This is a genomic window from Fundidesulfovibrio magnetotacticus, assembly GCF_013019105.1.
GTDB classification, from domain to species: Bacteria; Desulfobacterota; Desulfovibrionia; order Desulfovibrionales; family Desulfovibrionaceae; genus Fundidesulfovibrio; species Fundidesulfovibrio magnetotacticus.
The window spans coordinates 97,536-116,228 of sequence record NZ_BLTE01000014.1; the positions used below are offsets into that span (position 1 = coordinate 97,536).

The following is an 18,693-nucleotide window of genomic DNA, read 5'->3' on the forward strand; positions in this document are numbered from 1 at the left end:
GCGTCCGCTTGCCGGATCGCGGCGCGAAGCCGTATGGAGCCCCAGGCGCACCGTCCCAAGAACCTGACGCCGCCCCACGGAGGGCGACCCCATGGCCGACCACTACCCCCTCGTGCGCGTGGCCCTGCTCACGCCGCCCTTCGCCAGCTACACCTACCGGATGCCGCCGCGCTTCGCGGGGGGCGGGCTCCCGGCCGGGCTGCGCGTGGCCGTGCCCGTGGGAGGCTCGCTGCGCGCGGGGGTGGTCCTGGGGCCGGAAGAGGCCCTGCCCGAGGGCGTGGAGGCCCGCGACGTGCTCTGGCCCCTGGAACTCTCGGCGCTGCTGTCCCCCGGCTACGTGGCCATGGCCGAGACCCTGGCCGCCCGGCAGATGGAGCCCGCGGGCCGGGTGCTGGCCACGCTCCTGCCCGCCGGACTGCGCACGGCCAGGGCCTTCCTGCGCTTCCGGCACGACGGCAGGATGCGCAAGCTCGCCCTGGGCAAGCTGTCGGAATCCCCCGTGCCCCTGGACGAACTCGCCGTGGCCTGGCGCGGCGGCGAGGCCCGCCTGGACGTGGCCCCCGCCGAGCCCGATCCGGCCTATCGCCTCCTGGTGGACCCGCCCTGGCCCGTGCGCCCGGCGGCGTCCATGCAGCTGGCCGTGTTGGAGATGCTCTTCACCCGCCATCAGGCCACGGCCGCCCAGCTGCGCGAGGCCCTGGGGACGGGCGTGTCCCAGGCCCTCAAGACCCTGGAGGGCAAGGGGCACATCGTGCTGGGGCCGCCCCCCGAGGAGCCGGAGGAGCTGGCCTGCCAGACCGAACCCGACGCCCGCGCTCCCCTCACCGAGGACCAGCGCGCCGCCTTCGAGGCCCTCTCGCCCCTGCTGCCGCCGGGACCAGGCGGTGAGCGCGTCGTGCACGGCGTCACCGGAAGCGGCAAGACGCGGCTCTATTTCGAACTTGCGGCCCAGACCCTTGCCGCCGGGCGCGACGTGCTGCTCCTGGCTCCCGAGGTGGCACTGGCCGCCGCCCTGCGCGACAGGGCCTGCGCCTTCTTCGGCCACGAGCCCCTCTTTTCCCACGGCTACCAGACCCCGGCACGCCGGGAGCGCGTCTTCCGCGAAGCCGCCCAGGCCCGGGGACCGCACCTCGTGGTGGGCACGCGCTCGGCCCTCTTCCTGCCGCTGCGCGGCCTGGGGCTGGTGATCCTGGACGAGGAGCACGACCAATCCTTCAAACAGGACGAGCGCATGGCCTACCAGGCCAAAGAGGTGGCCTTCTTCCGCGCGCGCCAGGAGGGGGCGCTCCTGCTGCTGGGCTCGGCCACCCCCGACGTGAAGACCTTCCATGCCGCCCGCGAGGGCGCCACCCCCCTGGTGGCCATGACCCGCCGGGCCGGAGGCGGACGCCTGCCCTCGGTGGAGCTGGTGGACCTGAACCCCTCGGACCGGGCCGTGCAGCTGGCCTCGCGCCTGGACGGAGAGCGCGGTGTGGGGCTCCTGGCCGAGCAGAGCGCCGCGCTCCTGCGCGAGACCCTGGACGCGGGCGATCAGGCGATGATCCTCCTGAACCGGCGGGGCTACGCGCCCCTGGTGTTCTGTCTGGACTGCCATCAGGCGGCGCGCTGCCCGGGGTGCGAGGTGTCGCTCACCTACCACAAGGGGCGCTCGAGGCTGGTGTGCCACTACTGCGGGCAGAGCTTCGGTTTTCCCCGTCCCTGCGCGTCGTGCGGGGGCTGCAACTTCCTGCCCATGGGCGAGGGCACCGAGCTTCTGGAGGAGCAGCTGGCCGCCGTGCTGCCCCCGGAGATCCCCGTGGCGCGCTTGGACCGCGACGTGGCCCGCCGGGCCGGGCGCGCCGAGGCCATCCTGGCGGACTTCGCACGGGGCCGCTCCCGGGTGCTGGTGGGCACGCAGATGCTCACCAAAGGGCACGATTTTCCCGATGTCACCCTTGTGGTGGCCGCCGACGGAGACATGGGCCTGAACCTGCCCGACTACCGCGCCCGGGAGCGCGCCTTCCAGATGCTCGTGCAGGTGGCGGGGCGCGCGGGGCGAGGAGAGAAGCCGGGGCGGGTGCTCATCCAGACGCGCATCCCGAACGATCCCTTCTGGGAGCTGGTGAAAAACGCCGACTACGAGGGCTTCTTCGCCCAGGAGATCGAAAAGCGGCTCAAGTACGGCTACCCGCCCTTCGTGAAGCTGGGGCTCGCGCGGCTGAGCGTGCCGCGCTCCTTCGAGGAGCCCCAGGCCCTGCTGGCCGAGTTGGGCCGGGCGTTGCGCCAGGCCCCCGGGGTGCGGGTGCTCGGCCCCGCGCCGGCGCCCATCGCCATGGTGCGCGAGCGCCGACGCTTCAACTGCCTGCTCAAGGCCCCGGACTGGCCTTCCATCCGGGGGGCCTTCGCCCTGGCGCGCGCGGCCCTGCGCGGCGTGGACGACGCCCGCCTGAGCCTGGACCTGGACCCCGTGGACATGATGTAGCGCCTCCGCCGACCCCGCGCCCAAGCGGTTCCCCCGCCCCCGCTCCATGCCGTCGCGCCCCTGCCGCCCTGGCAGGACCTGCCCGGCGTATCGAGGCCGGACGGCACCCGGTAGTTGGTGGAACCGATGGACGCCGCCGTCCTTTCTTCCGGGACGCGGCGCTAGTGGTAGGGGCGCGGGGTGTCCGCCCAGAGGGCGTAGCCGCTCGGGTTCAGATGCATCCCGTCGAAACTCAGAAGCGCGGCGAGGTTGCCGGCGTCGTTGACGAACCGGGCGGTGGGATCGAGGAACACCGCGTGGCTGTGTCTCGCGGTCACGGCTCGGAGCGTGGTGTTGAACGTGTTGATCGTCAGGTTGTCCGTCTGGAGGGGGAGGGGAAGTAGGCGAAGTTCACCGGTAAGGTGGCGTGCACGTAGATGCGCGTTGCCGAGGACCCTGCCTCGATCGTGCCCAGCGCGGAGTCGATGTTGGCCGCGAGGAAGGCCTGATCCTTGTTGGATGAGATGTCGTTGATGCCGGTCGCGATGAAGATGGAGCCGGGCTTGAGGGAGGCCGCTTCCCCCGCGCGCGAGGCGACGTAGCTCGAAAGCGTCGAGGACGCTCCCAGGTTGACGAGTTCCTTCGGCCTCAGGTCGGGGTAGTTGTCGAAGCCGTAGAGCATGGAGTCGCCGAGGAAGACGACGGGCTCGCCCCAGGATGCCTGGGGGGTCAAGACGATCAGGAGGACGGCCAGACGACAGAACGCGAAAAACCGGATCGGATTGCGCATGGGGCGCTCCTTCGATCGGCATACGACGCCTGTTGTCCGCGACCGCTGGGGATTGTCCTACGGGAGTAAACACGCACATCCGTGCCCGATCCACGGGAGCGATCCCCGACGATCGCGGCGCAAGCTCAGAGAATGGGCTGTTTGGCGAAGGTGTTGTATTCCAGGTTGCGCAGGTTGCGCTCCAGGAGCTGGAAGGACACCGCCAGCGTGATCAGGTTGGCGATGGCGTAGCCGTAGCCGTAGTACTGGTAGCCCAGGCGCACGGTCAGCCAGGACAGGCCGATCATGCCGGCCAGGAACACCAGCACCGTGGCGAGGACGCTCTTGCGGCGGTCGAAGTAGAAGAGAATCACGATCACCACGGAGACCAGGGCCTGGAGGAAGGCCCCCATGAGCACCACCCGGAACACCGTGACCTGCACCGGGAACAGCCCCAGCTTGCTCACCAGGGTGGGCGCGAAGGCCAGGCAGATGCCGGTGACGGTGGCCTGGACGATGAAGAGATAGCGCAGGTTCACGCGCAGGTCTTCCACCAGGAGGGCTTTCTGGGCCAGGATTTCGCTCATGTTGGCCTTGGCGGTGATGAGCGAATAGTAGTTGTGGTAGCGCTCGTGGAAGCTGGTCTCCACGCGCAGCAGGAAGATGGCCATGCTGGGCACCACGGTGAGGTAGGCGAAGAAGGTGGGGCTGTCGTAGAAATCGTTGACGCGCAGCCAGTCCAGGATGGCGCGCGAGTCGGGGGCCTGCCAGAACACGGCCTTGTCCGCCCAGATGCCCGCGTTGTAGCACAACCCGATGACGGCCAGATCCCAGAGCTTGGGGAAATAGGCCAGAGCGGCTTTGTCCCAGAGCCCCACCTGATCGAACTCCGTGAGCATGCGCGCGGTGAGCACCAGGAAGATGGTGAACTGGCCCATGCCGAAGCCCGCCATGTAGCCCGCCCCGCCGAAGTGCGAGCCCAAGAGGATGGACCCGCCAAGCGACACCGCCAGCCCGGCCAGGAAGGCGTAGAGGATGGTTTTGTAGTCCCGGATGACGCCGATGAAGACCATGCTCACCCAGATCATGCACACTGAGAGGAACATCACCACGCCCCAGAAGGCGTAGGCCGGGCTCACGCCCAGGGTGGCGTATGCCGCCGTGCCGGTCAGGGTTCCCAGGGCCAGCACGAGAAGCGAGAACGTGAGAAAACAGGACATGGTCACGTCGTGGCGTTCCAGGTAGTGCTGGTCCGCCAGGTAGCGGGTGATCACCAGCTGCCCCGTGCCCACCAGCACCAGGCTGGCCCCGTAGGAGTAGACCGCCAGGGTGCGGAAAAGCTCCGCCTCCGCCTTGTTGAGCTGCATGGAGGCGTAGATGGAGAGCAGCGACAGGCACAGGATGGACGTGAGCCAAGGCCCCGACGAGATGAGCGCCGCGTAGAACAGCGCCCCCAGCTCCCCCAGGAAGGAGCGGGACCCCATCATCTTGCGCAGCTCGAAGCCTATGCCTGCCATGGGTCCTCCGTCAGTTCCGGGCAGTCGGCGGCCTCCCGGTAGATGGCGCGGTAACGTTCGTTGAGGTCGTCCTCGCGGTAGAAGCGGTCGATGCGGGCGCGCCCGGCCTCGATCATCCGGGAGCGCCGCTGGAAGTCCGTGAGGCAGGCGACCATGGCCTCGGCGGTCTCCGCGGGGTTGGCCACCTTGGTGACCATGCCGGAGTGGCCAAGAGCGCGGTCCTCGGCCACGCGGCCCTCCAGGAGCTCCCGGCAGGAACCCACGTCGGAGGCCACCACCGGGATGCCCGCGCAGTTGGCCTCCATGAGCACCAGGGGCTGGGCCTCGGAGATGGACGTGAGCACCACAAGGTCCAGTTCCTTGTAGTATTCGCGCACGTTCACGCGGCCCAGGAACTTCAGTTCCTGTTCAAGGCCCAGCATGTGCACCAGTTCAAGGCATTCCTTGTAGTATTCCTCGTCTTCCGTGCGCGGCCCCAGCACCAGGAACTCCACCTGCCCCGGCAGGCGCATGGAGACGATCTTGCAGGCGCGCACGAAGGTGTGCACGTCCTTGATGGGCACAACGCGGCCCACGAAGCCAACCTTGAAGCGCTTCTGGGCGGGGTCGGGATAGCCCTCGGGCTTGAGGTTCTGGAAGTGCTCCAGATTGATGCCGTTGGGGATCACCTCGGTGCGGGCGGGGTCCGCTCCTTCCTCGATCTCCAGCTGGCGGTTGCCCTCGTAGAGGCTGATGATGCGCGCGCAGCAATCGTAGGTGAGCCGCCCCAGGGACTCGAAAATGCGGATCCAGAATTTGTGGAAGATGCCCAGGTCGCGCTCCAGGCGCATACGGCGCTTGGCGTCGGCGTAAATCCATTCGGCCTGGGCGATCTCGATCTTGCGCTCCTTCACGTAGATGCCGTGCTCGGTGAGCAGCAGCGGCCGCCTGCGCGTGAGCCTGGCCATCATGCCCAGGAACCCCGCGTAGCCGGTGCAGACGGTGTGGTAGGCCTTGGCCTCCGGCAGCCGGTACTCCAGAAGCTTGAACAGCGGCAGGTGGGTGAAGCGGTAGGTCCAGAAATAGTCCAGGAAGGATGCCTCGGGGGCGAACTCCTGGTAGCGCTCCACCACGAGCTTCCAGGCGGCCCTGCCGTGGATGTATTCGTGCACGCTGGGATTCCTGCCCTGGGCGGTGGAGCGCATGAGCCGCAGAAAGAGATCGCGGACCTGCTCGGGATGCCTGTCGTGGACGCTCTGGTGGAACGCGCGCAGGCGGGCGTCCATCTCGCCGCGGATGCGCGGCATCAGGTAGGAGCGTTTGATGGACGTGCGATCGTGCAGGTAGATCACGTCGTGGCCGATGAAGTTCTCGGGCGGGTCGTATTTGAGCGGCCATTCCTTGGTGGAGTCGGGGAGGATGCACACGGCCGAGAAGGTGAAGTCCGGCAGGGCCTTGATGAGGTTGTGCACCCAGCCGGAGACGCCTCCGGCCACATAGGGGTAGGTGCCCTCCAGAAGGAGGCACACATCCGCCGGTGGGACGCTCATGCCATGTCTCCGGTCTGGGTCCAGAACTGGAACATGACCAGTTTGCGGGGGTCGGTGCTCTTGAAGTCCACCGAGGCCAGGTCAAGGCGCAGGGAGTGGAGGGCCTTGTAGTCGCGGGTTTCGAAGGCGATTTCGCACAGGCCCAGCAGGGCCTCCACGCGCGAGGGGCCTTCGGGCGCCGCCAGGAACACGGCGCGGGCCTTGGCCGCAAGCCCTCGGGAAAGCAGGAGGTAGCCCAGGGTCACGTGGAGCCTGCCGTCGCCCGGGTCGGCGGTGAGGGCCTTCTCGTAGGCGTCGGTGGCGCGTTCAAGGAGCTGGCGTCGCACCACGTCCTCCACAAGGCCGGATTCGGCGTAGCGCACGAAGGCGTCGCCCAGAACGGCCAGGGCCTGGGCCTCGCCCGAGGCGGCTTCGCGTTCGTCGGCCTTGATGGCCTGGGTGTAGGAGTCGTCGAGCTTGGCCAGGGTGGCGTGGGCGTAGAAGCGCACCTCGGGGCTCTGGTCCGAGAGCGACTCCTTGAGCAGCGCCACGGCCTCCCGGCCGCCGATCTTGCCCAGCAGGCTCACCGCGCCGCGCTTGAGGCCCACGTCGCCGCCCTTGAGAATCTCCAGGATGGGCTCCACGCTGGACTCTTCCAAAAGGAAGGAGTTCACGTCCTCCACGCGCTCCACGCCGAGAACCTTGGCTGCCCGCTTCATTTCGGACCCGAGCACTTCCACCAGCCCCTGGCGGTGCGAGGCCTGCTGGGCGGCCAGCACGTAGCCCATGCCCGCGAGCCCCAGCACGGGGAAGAAGAACACCACAACCGCCGTGAGGGCGTGGATGTGGCGGTCTGCCTCGATGCGGGCCTTCTGGTGCGGGTTGGCGTCCTCGCGGCGCTTGGGAGTGAACGACCAGACGGCGGCCGGGGCGAACAGGTGGGTGATGAGCGCCCCGACGGCCGTGAGTTCCGAACTCCCGGTGAGCCAGAGGGTCCCCAGCGCGGCCGTGGCCAGTTCGAAGGGGAGCGCGGGCAGGAGGATGCGCAGGGCGGCGATGTGGCCGCGCTTGATGTGGCGGGATTCAGCCGCGTCCATCGAGTTCACTCTGGGTCTGGCGCAGCATGGAGATGCCGGAGTCGTGGGCGTCGCCGGCCTGGGTCAAGGCGATGGCCACGCGCAGTGTTTCGGGGGAGCCGGGAACGATCTCGTAATGGAAGGCGGCAAGTTGCTCCGAGAACTTGCGTGCCACCACGGTGGCCCCTTCCCCGGGCGTGCAGGGGAGCAGCAGGATGAGCTGGTCCGGGCGTTCGTGACGGAAGAGCAGGTCGATCTTGCGGATGATGCCTCGGACCACCTGGCAGACCAGGGCCAGGCATTCCAGGCGGCGCGAGTCGGGGATGAGCGCCCAGTCCTCGATGCGCAGGAGCAGCATGGACAGCGGCAGTTTGTAACGCCGTGCGCGGGAGTATTCCTCCTCAACGCGTTCCAGGAAGAACTGGAAGGTGTAGGCCTTGGTCACGTCGTCGGCGATGAGCTGGTTCTTGGTGTCCAGGTAGGTCCTGGCGTTGAGCACGCTGGAGGAGCACCAGTCGGCCAAAAGCGAGAGCACGCGGATGGCCTGGGGCGTGAGCTTGTGGAAGGGGATGCTCTCGATGGCCAGGATGCCCATGGCCTGGTTGGACCCGGTGAGCAACGGCGCGGCGGCCAGCAGGTGGCCGCAGGCCTGCTCGGGCGCGGTGCAGGCGTTGAGGGTGACGGCGCGTTTGCGGTCCAGGACCATTTCGGCCAGCCCCTTGTCGGGCGGGAGCGTTTCGGGGCGGTTTTCCACCTCGCCCAGGGCCGATTTGAGGCGGAGTTCGCCGTCGTCCAGGAGATAGATGGACCCCGCGTCGGCGCCGGCGTAGCGCGCCAGCAGTTCGAGCACTGCGGGGTAGACCTCCCCCTCGGCGAGGGTGCGCAGCCCCTGGGAGGATTCGTAGAGCAGCGAGAGGGTCTGCTCCTGGGTGATCACGGAGAGGTCCATGGCCTCCTTGGCCATGCTCAGGGCCTGGTATTGCTTGGTGAGGTGGGTGAGTTCGCGGCTCAGATCGTCGCGTTCCAGGCGCAGGAGGTTGGTCTCGCGGTTGGCGCTCTCGCGGATTTCGCCAAGGACCACGCCCGCCGCCATGAAGAGCAGGGGGGGGCCCCAGTATTCCCAGGAGCGCAGGTCGATGGGGGAGATGTCCGGCCGGGTGGGCAGCAGGAAGGCCAGGTAGAAGGCCGTTGCCAGCATGGCCGAGAACACCCCCGCCCGGAAGCCGTAACGCGTTGCGATGGGCAGCACCACGATGAAATAGGGGTGTGGCGAGAAGGTGCAGAAGGCGGGGGCTTCCCGGAACCAGAAGACGTTGACGGCGGCCAGCAGGCCCAGGCCCAGGAAGGTTTCCAGGACGAAGGACTGCTTGAAGGCGGATTCAAAAGCCCGCGTGGGCGCAATGCTGGCTTTCATGGATGGTCTCAGAGCCTCGCCCGCAGCGCGGAATAGATGAGCAGACTCTCGCCGCCGTCGTGGACGAAGCGCGTTTCATTGCGGTATTCGGCGCGCGATTCCCACTCCAGGAAGTCCCAGGGTTTCACCAGGATGGATGGCGAGGCGAACACGAACGGATAGGTGCGGTAGAGGTCGATGCCGCCGCCGCCGTAGAAGCCCAGCTGCAGCCAGCGGGAGGCCTGCCAGGAGGCGTTGAGGGCCAGCTGGTGGATGGCCTCGTTGGTGGCCAGGGAGATGGGCCGCCCGGAGGTGACGGCGGTGAAGTCCGTGGTTGTGTAGGTGCGCACGGCGGGCTGGAGGTATTGGAGCACGGCCGGGGAGAACGAGTAGGAGAGCCAGAGTTCCGGCACGTTGAGGAGCTTGCGCGAGAGCGCCGCCGTGAAGCCGAAACGCCTGGCATAGGGGGCGCCGTTGTCGATGGTGTAGTGGTTGGCCTGGGCGTCCAGGGTTATGCCGGTCTTTTCCTGGTGGATGTAGTTGAAGGTGAAGCGCGCCAGGTCGTACGCGCCGGAGCGGGCGGCGGCCTCGGCGGGGTCGTACCAGGGGTTGTTGTGGGCGATCTCGAAGGCCAGGCGCGCGCCCCGGAAGGGGTTGATCCGGAAGGCCCCGAACTGGCCCACCATGCCGGACGCGCCCTGGAAGGCGCTGACGCCGGCCTCGATCTCCATCTCGTAGGGTCCCAGCCAGATGAGCGAGGTGCGCACCGCGTCGATGCCCTGGTTGATGGCCCGGCGACCGCCTTGAATCGTCACCCCCGTCAGCACGTCGCTCTGGGTGGTTATGGTTTCGGTGGTGGTGATGTTTTCGCCGGTGTCGGGATCCACCGAGGTGGTGGTGATGTCCTGGGTGTTGGTCTGGGCGCCGAAGATGGGCTGGATGGAGCTGCCCTGGCCGAGCTTGGAGACGTAAATGTGCTCGGCGCGCACCCCCAGGTTGAGCCTGCCGAAAAGGGGCGTTCTGCCGGAGAGCCCGGCGGTGTTGATGGTGGTCTGCCCGGCCTGATTGTAATACTGGTAGAAGGTTTCGGCGCGCGGCGCCACGCGGGCTCGCAGTTCGTCGGCGAAGCGCCGGTAGCTTTCGTTGTTGGGGTCGATGCTCAAAGCCACGCCCGCCGCCGAGGCGGCCATGACGGGGTCGCCCATGTCGGCGTGGGCGCTGGCAAGATCGACCTGGATGGAGGCGTCCTTGGGGTTTTCCTGGGCCAGCTTGTTGAGCAGGAACACGGCCTTCGCGGGCTGGCCGCCCTGGGTATAGGCCCTGGCCTGGAGGCGCTGGATGCGCAGATCCGGCGATTTGGCGCGCTCCAGCCAGCTCATGGCCGTGGAGGGGTCGTTGTTGTCCAGGAGCAGTTCGGCGAAGTCGGCGATGATTTCCCTGTCGCCGGGAAACTGCCTGGCCAGATCCATATAGAGCTTCTGGGCCTCGCCGTTTCGTCCCAGGCGGCTGAGGATGCGCGCCTTGGTGAGCACGTGCTGCCTCTCGGGGGCGTCTGGCGGAACGTCGAGGGGGCCTTCCTGGGGTTTGGGCTTGGCGTACTGGGGCAGCGTGGGCACGAAGGCCGAGGGGACGCGATCCCCCGGGTCCTTGATGCCCGCGCCCACCTGGGCAAGGACGGGGTGCGCCGTGCCGACCGAGAGGCAGGCGGCCAAGAGGCACGCTGCAAGGGCCATGACGCCGTGGGTCGCGGTGCGTGTGTTCATGTCAGTTGAGCTTCCCTGTTGGCTGGTTCAAAAGCCGCAGAGCCTTCTTGTATTCCTTGCGGGCCTTGGCTTCGTTGCCGAGCGAGGCCTGGAGTTCCCCCGCCTGCATGCGGGAGTCCGAATCGTTGGGGTTGATGGTGTTGTGGGCCGTGAGCATCTGGAGCGCCTTCTGGCGGCTTCCCCTCTCGGAGAGCACCGTGGCCATGCCGCGCATGGCCACGGGATTCTGAGGCTGGGCGGCCAGGGCCTGCTGGTAGATGGCTTCGGCGGTTTCCAGGCGCGCCCCCGCCAGGGCGATTTCGCCCACGCGCACGAGCATGGGGGCGTTGCCCGCGTATTTGCGCGCAAGGCGGTCGATGAGCTTTCCGGCCTCGGGCTTGGCCCCGGTCTTGTCCAGGGCCTGGGCCAGGATCAGCTCGCCCTCGTCGTCCAGGGTGCGGGCCTGCACCAGTGGATCGAGCTTTTCAAGGACCGTGCGCCATTGGCCGAGCCCGGCATAGGCCGTGGCCACGGCGAGGGTCTCCTCGGGGCTGAGCGCGCCTTGCGCTTCCAGATCCCGCGCCAGGACGAGCACTTCCCTGTGCTTGCCCAGGCCGAGGTATGCCTGGAGCAGGAGGCGCTTCACGGCCGGGGCGGCCGGATTGCGTTCGCGGGCCTTGAGAATCCAGGGCAGGGCCTTGGCGGGTTCCCCCGCGCCCAGCCAGCAGTCGCCGGTCTGGGCGAGGAATTTTTCGCCGCCGGGCAGAGCCGTCTGGCGTTGGGAGAGCTCGGCGGCCAGGCGGGGCTTGCCGTGCCAGAGGGCGTACTGCACGCCCAGTCGCAACAGTTCGGGGTCGGAGGGGCTTTTGGCCAGGAGTTCCTGGACGATCTCCAGGGCGGCGAGCCCCTGGCCAGCCGATTCCCTGGCCTCGGCCAGGCGCAGAAGTTCCTGCCGGGAGGCCGTGCCCTTGGCCCGGAGCGCTTCGAGCACCTCCACGGCCTGGCTGGGTTTGTTGGTCCAGGAGTAGATGTCGGCCAGCTGGCGCTGGAGCTGGGGGTTGCGCGGGTCCAGGCGGATGAGTTGTTTGAGGGATGCCTCGGCCTGAGCTGGCCTGTTGGTCCAGGAGTAGACGTCCACGAGGCGCTTGAGCGCGTCCTGGTCGGCCGGGTCGTGGCGCAGGAGCTCCTGGTAGGCGACTTCGGCCATGTCGAGGTCGGAGTCGGCCATGGCCAGTTCGGCCAGTTGGCGCACGATGCCCGGGTCGTCCGGCCGGATGGACTTGGCCAGCCCCAGGGCCTCGCGCTGGTCCTGCGTGCGGCCGGTATACTGCGCCAGTTCCAGCATGCGGGCCACGTCGGCGGCGTCGGCGCTGGCCAGGGCGAGGTCGCGCTGGACGGCGTAAGCCTCCACGGGTTTGTCCATTTCCAGGAAGAGGTCGGCCACGAGGCGTTGGGTAACGGGGTCCGCGCCCAGGAGGGTCTGCCCGAGGCGGGCGACCTCTTCCATGGATTCGAAGGGTTTCTCCGTTTCGCGGGCGATGGCGGCCAGTCGCTCGAAGTCCTGGCGCTCCTGGGTGAGCAACAGGCAGCGCTTGGCCATGGCATAGGCGGTGTCGGTGCGGCCGCGGGCTGCGTCGTTGGTCACCGAGGCGCGCAGCAACTCCACGTCCTTGGGGGAGATGTCCAGGGCCAGGGCCAGGGCCTGCCCCATGGCTTCGGGGTCGTAGTCCTTGCCGCTTTCCAGGATGGCCTTGAGTGCGGCGGTGGATTCGGCCGGGGGCATGTCCTTGAGGATCTGCGTCAGTTCGGCGGCTTTGCGGAAATCCTTGAGGGCCAGGGAGAGGCGGGTCTTGGCGGTGAGCAGGTCGGCGTCGCGGATGTTCACCTTGTCGGATTCGCTGGCCACGAGGGCCATGAAGGGTTCGTCGCCGCTGACGAAGGCCGCGGAAACCACCTGTTTGACGTAGCGCAGGCCTTCGCCGGTGAACCAGGCCAGGCGGTCCATGAGTTCGGCGATGCGGTCGTAGTTGCCCGAGTCCACGTACTGGGCGATGAGCATGGCCCGGTAGCGTTCCTCGCGGGGGTTGATGGCGGTGAGGCGTTCCAGAGCTGCGGTCTTGGCCTGGCTCAGGCCCTGCTCCGCGCCCATGTTCAGGAGCGCCACGAGGTTCTGTTCATGACCGGGCGCTGTCTGGACCATGCGCACCATGGCCTCGTCCGCGTGGTCGGACATGCCTGCCAGGGCGAGCATGTCGAAGATGTCCTTGCGGTAGCCGAAGCCCTCGCCCTTGGCGTCCAGAGCCACGGCAAGGTCCACGGCCTGGGTGATCTTGCCCGCGCGGAGCAGGGAGCTCAGCATCCTGGTCGCGAAAGGCGAGAGGTCCTGCACGTCGTCGGCCAGGGCGCCTCGGGCCTGGGCGAAGCCGGAGGCCAGTTCGTAGGTCACGGCGTTGTCGAGGTCGGAGGGTTCGCCCTCCAGAATGGAGTCCGCCAGCTTGACGAGCTGGGGCTGAACGGCGGCGAAGAAGGGGTTGGCCTCCAGTTCCCTTGGCATTTTTTGTTGCGATTTGAGCCATTTGGCGGAGTAGTGCCCGGCCTGGTCGGTCCGGTCCATGATGGCGGCCAGGCCTGCCAGCTTGAGGAGCACGTCCTCGCGCTTCGGGTCGCGCTCCACCACGCGTTCCCAGGCGTCGAAGGCCTTGTCCATGTGCTGGGCCCACTCCAGGTAGGTGGCGTAGAGCAGGAGCGCGCGGAGGTTGCGCGGCTTGATGACCAGGGCGCGGCGCAGGTCCTCCAGGGCGGGCTCCACCTGGTCGTGCGCCCAGTGGAGTTCGGACGAGAGCACAAGCAGGTCGAAGTCTCCCGGGTTCTGCTCCAGGGTGGCCTCGAGGTAGCGCTTGCCCTTGATGGGGTCGTCGCTTTCGAGGTTGAGAAGCACCATTTCCGTGTTGGTTGGGAACAGGAAATAGAGCATTCCCGCAAGGCCCGCGAGGTAGAGCAGACGTTTCCAGGGACTGAGGATCATGGCAGGCGCACCTCCAGGGAGCCGGAGGCGAGGCCTTCCAGGGAGATGACGCCCTCGTTGTCGGCAACGCGGCCCACGGTGCGCCCGTTCAGGGCCGCGCCGGAGACCCAGTGCATGGCGCCGGGCTTGAGCCCGGCCAGCGAGAGCTTGCCGTTGCGGGTGAAGAATTCGGTGGTGCAGGACAGCAGGCGCTCTGAGACGGCGAAGTTGCGCACGAAGCCCGAGGCGGTGCGCAGGTGCGGGGGCTGGGCGGGCTTCGCGTCCGGGGGGGCCAGGGCCAGCACGGCGCGGGCCTTGCCCGGGGCGAGGTGCACGTAGAGCCCCTCGGGCTGGTTGTCGAAGCCCAGGACGTTCTCGCAGCGGGCGAGCAGCGGCAGGGGGCCGTCCTTGGGCAGGCGCAAGGTGAGGCTCTGGCCGTAGTTTTCCACGGCGAAGGCGTCGGGCCCGAGCTGGGTCATGCGGGTGGCGATCCAATCGTGCATGGACTGGATATAAGCACTGGTGAACACGGGGGCCACTGGCTGCGCGGCGACCCAGGCGTAGACGTCCTTGAGCGCGTTCAGGCCAGCCAGTTTCTCGGCCGAGAAGGTGTGGTAGTAGATGTCGATGGGCTTGAGTCTGTGTGGCGAGCCGGTGCGCTTGAAGGTCTCGATGATGTTGCGGTAGCCGTTGAAGGGGCCGCGCCAGAGGTTGGTGAGGATGTTGTCGTTGGCCTGCCCGATGTGGATCTGGTGGAGGTTGCCCCCCATGTGGCGGTGCAGGGGGCTTACGCCGAAGAGCGAGTCGTGGGCGGGGTCCCAGAGGGTGTCGCCGCCGTTGATGGCCAGCAGCCCGTTTTCCTGGACGATGGCCTGGTGCTCGGGGAGCGGGTCGCAGGCGCCGCTCCAGAAGAGGAGGCGGCAGCGTTTGCCCTCGGGCACGAGGTTGTCGTTGACGAAATCGATGGAGCCCTGGATTTCGCGTTCGGCCTCGAAGGTGTAGCCGGGGATGTCGAAGGCGAAACGGTCGTCGTAGCGGCTCTTGTCCTTGTTGGCGGAGTTCCAGAAGAAGGGGTGGGAGAAGGTGTGGGAGGCGGGCTCCACGTTGGGCAGGGCCATGATGTCGCGGGCCGTGTCCATGAGCTTCTCGTTGCCGAAGTAGTCTGGCGAGATCTCGGCCTCGATGACGGAATAGGAGACGGGGAAATCAACCTTGGAGAGCACGTGCTCGTAGAGGATGTCCGCGCAGGTCCGGGTGCGGTCCAGCTGGTTGGTCCCCGAGAAGCCGTCGGCGTCCACGTGGGAGAAGGCCACGCGCCTGCCGTTGAGGGTGGTGGGGTCCGGCGCGGGGAGAAGCGGCAGGTCCAGGGCCTTGGAGAGGAAAAGGAAAGGGTTGATGTGCCACTTCTGCTGGTAGGAAAGGGGGTCTATCCAGTAGGCGAAGTCGTCGCCCAGGATGAGGCCGCCTGCGGCGGAGGTGAACACCACGGGGCTGGGATTCGGCTCCGGGCCGTTCACCTTGACGGACACGTGGACCTTCACGTCGGGGCGCAGCGGCACGAGGCGCTCGTAGTGCGGGGGATTGGGCGGATAGCGGCGTTCGTAGCCGGTCATCTCGGGGTCGAGGTGGTCGAAGCGCAGGCGGCTGGCGTCGCGCAGGCGTCCCGCCTGGTGGGAGACGCCCAGGCGCTCGAAAAGGGCCATGTAGCGGGCGTTGCGCTCGGGGTCCTCTGAGGATTCGCCCGCGCCCAACGGCCCCAGCACGATGAGCTTGCGGCCCAGGTCCATCTGATGGTGGAGCCATTCGTGGTAGACGTGGGACTCGAACACTTCCGAGGAGTTGAACGAGACGATGACGGCTCGCACGCCTTCCATGGCCGCGTCGTCGGGCATGGGGCGCGCGGCCACGTCGGCGGCCAGGGCCACGAGGCCGAAGTAGTTGAGCACGGTCTGGAAGCCGTGGAAGGCCACCGTGTTCACGATAGATTGGCCCGTGGCGCTGTTGTAGAGGATGAGCACCTTGCGGTCCACGGGGCGCGGCCACGCCTCCACCTGCGCGGCGGAGGCTTCCCGCGCCGCGCCGATGGCGAGCCAGACCAGAACCGCCAGGACGGCGGCCAGCCTAGCGGCGCAGCGTGCGCGTGGAGACTCTGTCCAGGGCGACCGTGGCGACATACGGCACCAGTCCGTTTTTTCTCGCGTGGGCGATGGCTTCGTCGATGCGCTTGGCATCCTTGGGGTCGGCATAGTCGAGGCTCAAAAGCGTCAGGCGCGGGTTGGCCCGCTTTGCGGCCCGGGCGGCTCCCAGGAGTTGATCGCGGTCGGAGGCGCTGGTGGCCCGGTATTTCTTGGTCTCGAAATCGTAGTCGGAAAAGAGGCACTCCAGCAGGGTGAAGTCGATCTCCGGGGCGAGGCGCTCCAGGATGGGCGCGGCGCGGTTGACGCAAAGGAGCACGCCCGGGTGTCTGCGGCGGATTTCCCGCACGAACTCCACGGCCGCGTCGATCATGCCCGCGTGGCGTTCGGGGTCGGTCTGTTCCAGGTGGATGCTGGAGTCCAGGGTGTCCAGGAAGAAACCGTCGTAGCCGCGCTCCAGGATGGGGGGGAGGATGCGCTCCAGCACGAAGGCGCGCCAGGCGGGATCGCGGATGTCCACGAAGCGGGAGTTCCAGGAGTTGTTCTTGCCCAGCACGAAGGGCTTGTCCTGCACGTCGCCCCAGAAGCGGCCGTCCATGTCCACCTCGCCCAGGCTGGCGTAGCCCAGGCTCAGGGGGCGGCCCTTGCGTTTGGCTGGCGCGGGCAGGTTGGAGCTTTCCAGGGCAAGCAGGTCGAAACGCGTGAGGGAGGCGATCGGCTTGGCCCCGTAGTAGCAGGCCCAGGAACGCACGGGCGGCTGCGAGGGCTCGGCGGCGTGCGCCTGTCCGACGGCGACGAGCGCCAGCAGGAGGGCGAGGAGCGTCAGAACGCGGGCGGGCATGGCGCGGGCGTCAGTTGGCGAGGGGCTTTCCGGCGACGCTCGCGCCGGGTCCGCCGTTGATGGGGGTGGAACCCGAAGATTGCGGCCTGGGCGCGGCGGTTTCCTTTGCCGGTGGCGCGGCCGTCGGCTCCTTGCGGATGGCCGCCTCGATGTCCGCGGCCATCTGGCGGCAGATGGTCTGGGCCGAACGGCTCAGGGAGTCCTTGCAGAAGAGGTCGCAGCCTCCCACGCGCGAGATGGTGGCCACCCAGAGCACCTGGCCCGAGGCCACGTCCATCAGACGCAGGGTGATGCCCACGGCGGGCTCCTCGTCGAGGCCGCGCTTGTAACGGAATTCCGTGACCGCGCCGAAAAGCACGGCGTCCACGAGAAGGTCCTGTCCCAACTGGCGCGCGCGCTGGGTGAGCGCGGCGTCCTCGATGTCCTGGTCCTTGCCGGCCATGCGGTTCCACACTTCCGTGTTTTCCAGAAGGCGGAACGACTGCACCGTGCGCAGTTCCGTATAGAGCAGGTCGCTTATGATCTGCCCCGCGCTGGGGTGCGTGGTCAGGTTGGCAAGGGGCATGATGGCCACCGTGCGCTTGGCGCGCAGGTTGGCCCCCGGAGTCACGTAGACGGAAACGCTCTCGCCAGCGCAGCCGGAAACCGACAGGACGAAGAGAACAAACAGGACGAGTCCGAGGAGCGGAGATGCTGCCTTCGGAAAGTTCCAATTCGTTCGGGGGAGAGGTGTGCGCGGCGTTTGATGCAAAGGGGAAGGGGTCACGGCAGCATCCTCGCTTTGAAATACGTTTAGTTCCTACAATCAATGCGTTCGGTTCACAAGAGGAAAGCACGGCTGGAAAGGTTTGGATGGTGTTTTTTTTGAGACGTGTGATTGATGGTTTTGTCGTTATTTCGGATTTCCCATAGGCATGTTCAACTGTAGCGTGCCCTGCGAAGTGTGCGGCATTCGCCTCCCGGTCCGTGACCAGTCGTCATGAGCCGAAACGAATCGCATTGCGGAGAGTTCCGCTCTCACTGCGCCTGTCATGCGCGGTGTCCCCGCTTTCGTCGCTCTCCGTGAACATATCCCCCGGGAACCCACGGTGACAGGCCTTCGCGCGTGGGCTCTGGACAAGCGGGCGCGATCGGTTACAATCACCGGCAAGCCTTGTGATGGAGGAACGATGACCCAACATCCCCAAGAGAACGACGCCGCCCTCCTGGCGGCTGTGGAGCAGGTCCGCTCGGGCCGGGATAAGGCCGGGCTTCTGGGCCTGACGGCAGGCCTGGAGGCCGTGGTGATCGCCACCGAACCGGACCGCTTCCGCGATGGCGTGCGGGAACTGCTCGAAACCACCGGCCATGCGCTTTCGGAGGCCTTCACCACGCGGGAGGGCGATTTTGCAGTGCTCTCCCTGGAGGGCTCCGCCGATCTGGTGGTGCGCACGCGCGCCGGTTCGGGCAACCCCTTCCGGGAAGCCAACAAGGGGGTCAAAACGGGCGATGTGCCGGGCACACGCCTGGAAACATTCATCTTTCGTTGCGAGGACGTGGAGCGCTACGTGGGGCTCCAGCAGGCGCGAGGCACGGCCTTCCTGGAGGAAGACCCCTTCGGGAACGCCGGACGGCGCTTCGCCCAGACCGCGCCCTCGCCCTTCACGGGCAACTCCGTGGGCCTGCTGGAGCGTCGTGACGCCTCCCGGAGCTATGCCCCGGCCGACGCGCGGCCCCTGGACCTCGCGCTGGCGAAAAACGAAGCGCCCCACCTGGCGCGCATCGGCAGGCTCGACCATGTGGCCACGCGCGTGCGCGCCGAGGAGCGCGACGCCGCCATCCTGGAGTTCATGGGACTCACCAGCTACGACTTCGCCTTCGCGGTCTACGTGGAGTTCCTCAATTCCATCACCAACGTGGCGCGGCTGGCCCCGGGCGAATACGCCCAGGTGTTCACCTCCGGCATCGCGCCCTTCACCACGCCGGAGACTTCCGGCCCCACGGAACTGTTCATCCACAACTACGGCCCGCGCAGCCACCACATGGCCTTCGACACCCGGGACATCGAGGACGTTGTGGAGGCCCTCAAAGCCCAGGGCGTGGGCTTTCTCTCCGAACTGGTGGGCTCTCGCGAGGAGGGCCTCAAGCAGATTTTCACCAAGATGAGCCGCAACACGCTTCTGGTGAACGAATACATTCACCGTTACGACGGTTTCGACGGCTTTTTCACGAAGTCCAACGTGACGCTTTTGACGCAATCGACGCTCAACCAGTAAGCAGGAGGTGTGC

Annotated in this window: 13 protein-coding genes; 2 read left to right on the forward strand and 11 right to left on the reverse strand. The window is 67.5% G+C overall.

The window, feature by feature from the left end:
* Positions 1 to 91 precede the first annotated feature (91 nt).
* Positions 92 to 2,461 carry a replication restart helicase PriA gene (priA, locus tag NNJEOMEG_RS14925; protein WP_173085854.1) on the forward strand — a complete coding sequence of 790 codons (2,370 nt, stop codon included), beginning with the start codon at positions 92 to 94 and terminating at the stop codon, positions 2,459 to 2,461.
* A 161-nt stretch (positions 2,462 to 2,622) separates the two neighbouring features.
* Here priA and NNJEOMEG_RS14930 read toward each other — a convergent pair whose 3' ends face one another.
* The 11 genes from NNJEOMEG_RS14930 to NNJEOMEG_RS14980 form a co-directional block, all read right to left on the reverse strand.
* Positions 2,623 to 2,778, reverse strand: coding sequence for an SGNH/GDSL hydrolase family protein (locus NNJEOMEG_RS14930; protein WP_173085855.1), 156 nt, complete (start codon positions 2,776 to 2,778; stop codon positions 2,623 to 2,625).
* 32 nt (positions 2,779 to 2,810) lie between these two features.
* Entirely contained in the window at positions 2,811 to 3,230 is a 420-nt protein-coding gene (locus NNJEOMEG_RS14935; RefSeq protein WP_173085856.1) for an SGNH/GDSL hydrolase family protein, read from the reverse strand.
* A 125-nt stretch (positions 3,231 to 3,355) separates the two neighbouring features.
* Positions 3,356 to 4,726 carry an exopolysaccharide Pel transporter PelG gene (gene pelG, locus NNJEOMEG_RS14940; protein ID WP_173085857.1) on the reverse strand — a complete coding sequence of 457 codons (1,371 nt, stop codon included), beginning with the start codon at positions 4,724 to 4,726 and terminating at the stop codon, positions 3,356 to 3,358.
* Entirely contained in the window at positions 4,714 to 6,255 is a 1,542-nt protein-coding gene (pelF, locus tag NNJEOMEG_RS14945; RefSeq protein ID WP_173085858.1) for a GT4 family glycosyltransferase PelF, read from the reverse strand. Before pelF ends, pelG begins: the two co-directional genes overlap by 13 nt.
* Positions 6,252 to 7,331, reverse strand: a complete 1,080-nt coding sequence (locus NNJEOMEG_RS14950) for a HEAT repeat domain-containing protein (RefSeq protein ID WP_173085859.1) — start codon at positions 7,329 to 7,331, stop codon at positions 6,252 to 6,254. Before NNJEOMEG_RS14950 ends, pelF begins: the two co-directional genes overlap by 4 nt.
* Positions 7,318 to 8,724, reverse strand: a complete 1,407-nt coding sequence (locus NNJEOMEG_RS14955; protein WP_173085860.1) for a sensor domain-containing diguanylate cyclase — start codon at positions 8,722 to 8,724, stop codon at positions 7,318 to 7,320. The genes NNJEOMEG_RS14950 and NNJEOMEG_RS14955 overlap by 14 nt, the downstream gene beginning before the upstream one ends.
* Positions 8,725 to 8,732: 8 nt before the next feature.
* Entirely contained in the window at positions 8,733 to 10,466 is a 1,734-nt protein-coding gene (locus NNJEOMEG_RS14960; protein ID WP_173085861.1) for a tetratricopeptide repeat protein, read from the reverse strand.
* Position 10,467: 1 nt separating this feature from the next.
* Entirely contained in the window at positions 10,468 to 13,470 is a 3,003-nt protein-coding gene (locus NNJEOMEG_RS14965; RefSeq protein WP_173085862.1) for a tetratricopeptide repeat protein, read from the reverse strand.
* Positions 13,467 to 15,623 carry a polysaccharide deacetylase family protein gene (locus NNJEOMEG_RS14970; protein ID WP_173085864.1) on the reverse strand — a complete coding sequence of 719 codons (2,157 nt, stop codon included), beginning with the start codon at positions 15,621 to 15,623 and terminating at the stop codon, positions 13,467 to 13,469. Before NNJEOMEG_RS14970 ends, NNJEOMEG_RS14965 begins: the two co-directional genes overlap by 4 nt.
* Complete coding sequence (locus NNJEOMEG_RS14975) at positions 15,571 to 16,425, reverse strand: glycoside hydrolase family 191 protein (RefSeq protein ID WP_173085866.1); 855 nt, start codon at positions 16,423 to 16,425, stop codon at positions 15,571 to 15,573. The genes NNJEOMEG_RS14970 and NNJEOMEG_RS14975 overlap by 53 nt, the downstream gene beginning before the upstream one ends.
* A 10-nt stretch (positions 16,426 to 16,435) precedes the next feature.
* Positions 16,436 to 17,191 (reverse strand): LpoB-related protein, encoded by a 756-nt coding sequence (locus NNJEOMEG_RS14980; RefSeq protein WP_308464645.1) that lies wholly within the window; start codon positions 17,189 to 17,191, stop codon positions 16,436 to 16,438.
* Positions 17,192 to 17,594: 403 nt separating this feature from the next.
* Here NNJEOMEG_RS14980 and NNJEOMEG_RS14985 point away from each other — a divergent pair, with 403 nt between their 5' ends.
* Positions 17,595 to 18,680, forward strand: coding sequence for a hypothetical protein (locus NNJEOMEG_RS14985; RefSeq protein ID WP_173085870.1), 1,086 nt, complete (start codon positions 17,595 to 17,597; stop codon positions 18,678 to 18,680).
* The last annotated feature ends 13 nt before the right edge of the window (positions 18,681 to 18,693 follow it).

Excerpts from the sequence above, each read along its gene's own strand:
- priA (WP_173085854.1), top strand. The coding sequence starts at position 92 with ATGGCCGACCACTACCCCCTCGTGCGCGTGGCCCTGCTCACGCCGCCC.
- NNJEOMEG_RS14935 (WP_173085856.1), bottom strand. The coding sequence starts at position 3,230 with ATGCGCAATCCGATCCGGTTTTTCGCGTTCTGTCGTCTGGCCGTCCTC.
- pelG (WP_173085857.1), bottom strand. The coding sequence starts at position 4,726 with ATGGCAGGCATAGGCTTCGAGCTGCGCAAGATGATGGGGTCCCGCTCC.
- pelF (WP_173085858.1), bottom strand. The coding sequence starts at position 6,255 with ATGAGCGTCCCACCGGCGGATGTGTGCCTCCTTCTGGAGGGCACCTAC.
- NNJEOMEG_RS14950 (WP_173085859.1), bottom strand. The coding sequence starts at position 7,331 with ATGGACGCGGCTGAATCCCGCCACATCAAGCGCGGCCACATCGCCGCC.
- NNJEOMEG_RS14955 (WP_173085860.1), bottom strand. The coding sequence starts at position 8,724 with ATGAAAGCCAGCATTGCGCCCACGCGGGCTTTTGAATCCGCCTTCAAG.
- NNJEOMEG_RS14960 (WP_173085861.1), bottom strand. The coding sequence starts at position 10,466 with ATGAACACACGCACCGCGACCCACGGCGTCATGGCCCTTGCAGCGTGC.
- NNJEOMEG_RS14965 (WP_173085862.1), bottom strand. The coding sequence starts at position 13,470 with ATGATCCTCAGTCCCTGGAAACGTCTGCTCTACCTCGCGGGCCTTGCG.
- NNJEOMEG_RS14970 (WP_173085864.1), bottom strand. The coding sequence starts at position 15,623 with ATGTCGCCACGGTCGCCCTGGACAGAGTCTCCACGCGCACGCTGCGCC.
- NNJEOMEG_RS14975 (WP_173085866.1), bottom strand. The coding sequence starts at position 16,425 with ATGCCCGCCCGCGTTCTGACGCTCCTCGCCCTCCTGCTGGCGCTCGTC.
- NNJEOMEG_RS14985 (WP_173085870.1), top strand. The coding sequence starts at position 17,595 with ATGACCCAACATCCCCAAGAGAACGACGCCGCCCTCCTGGCGGCTGTG.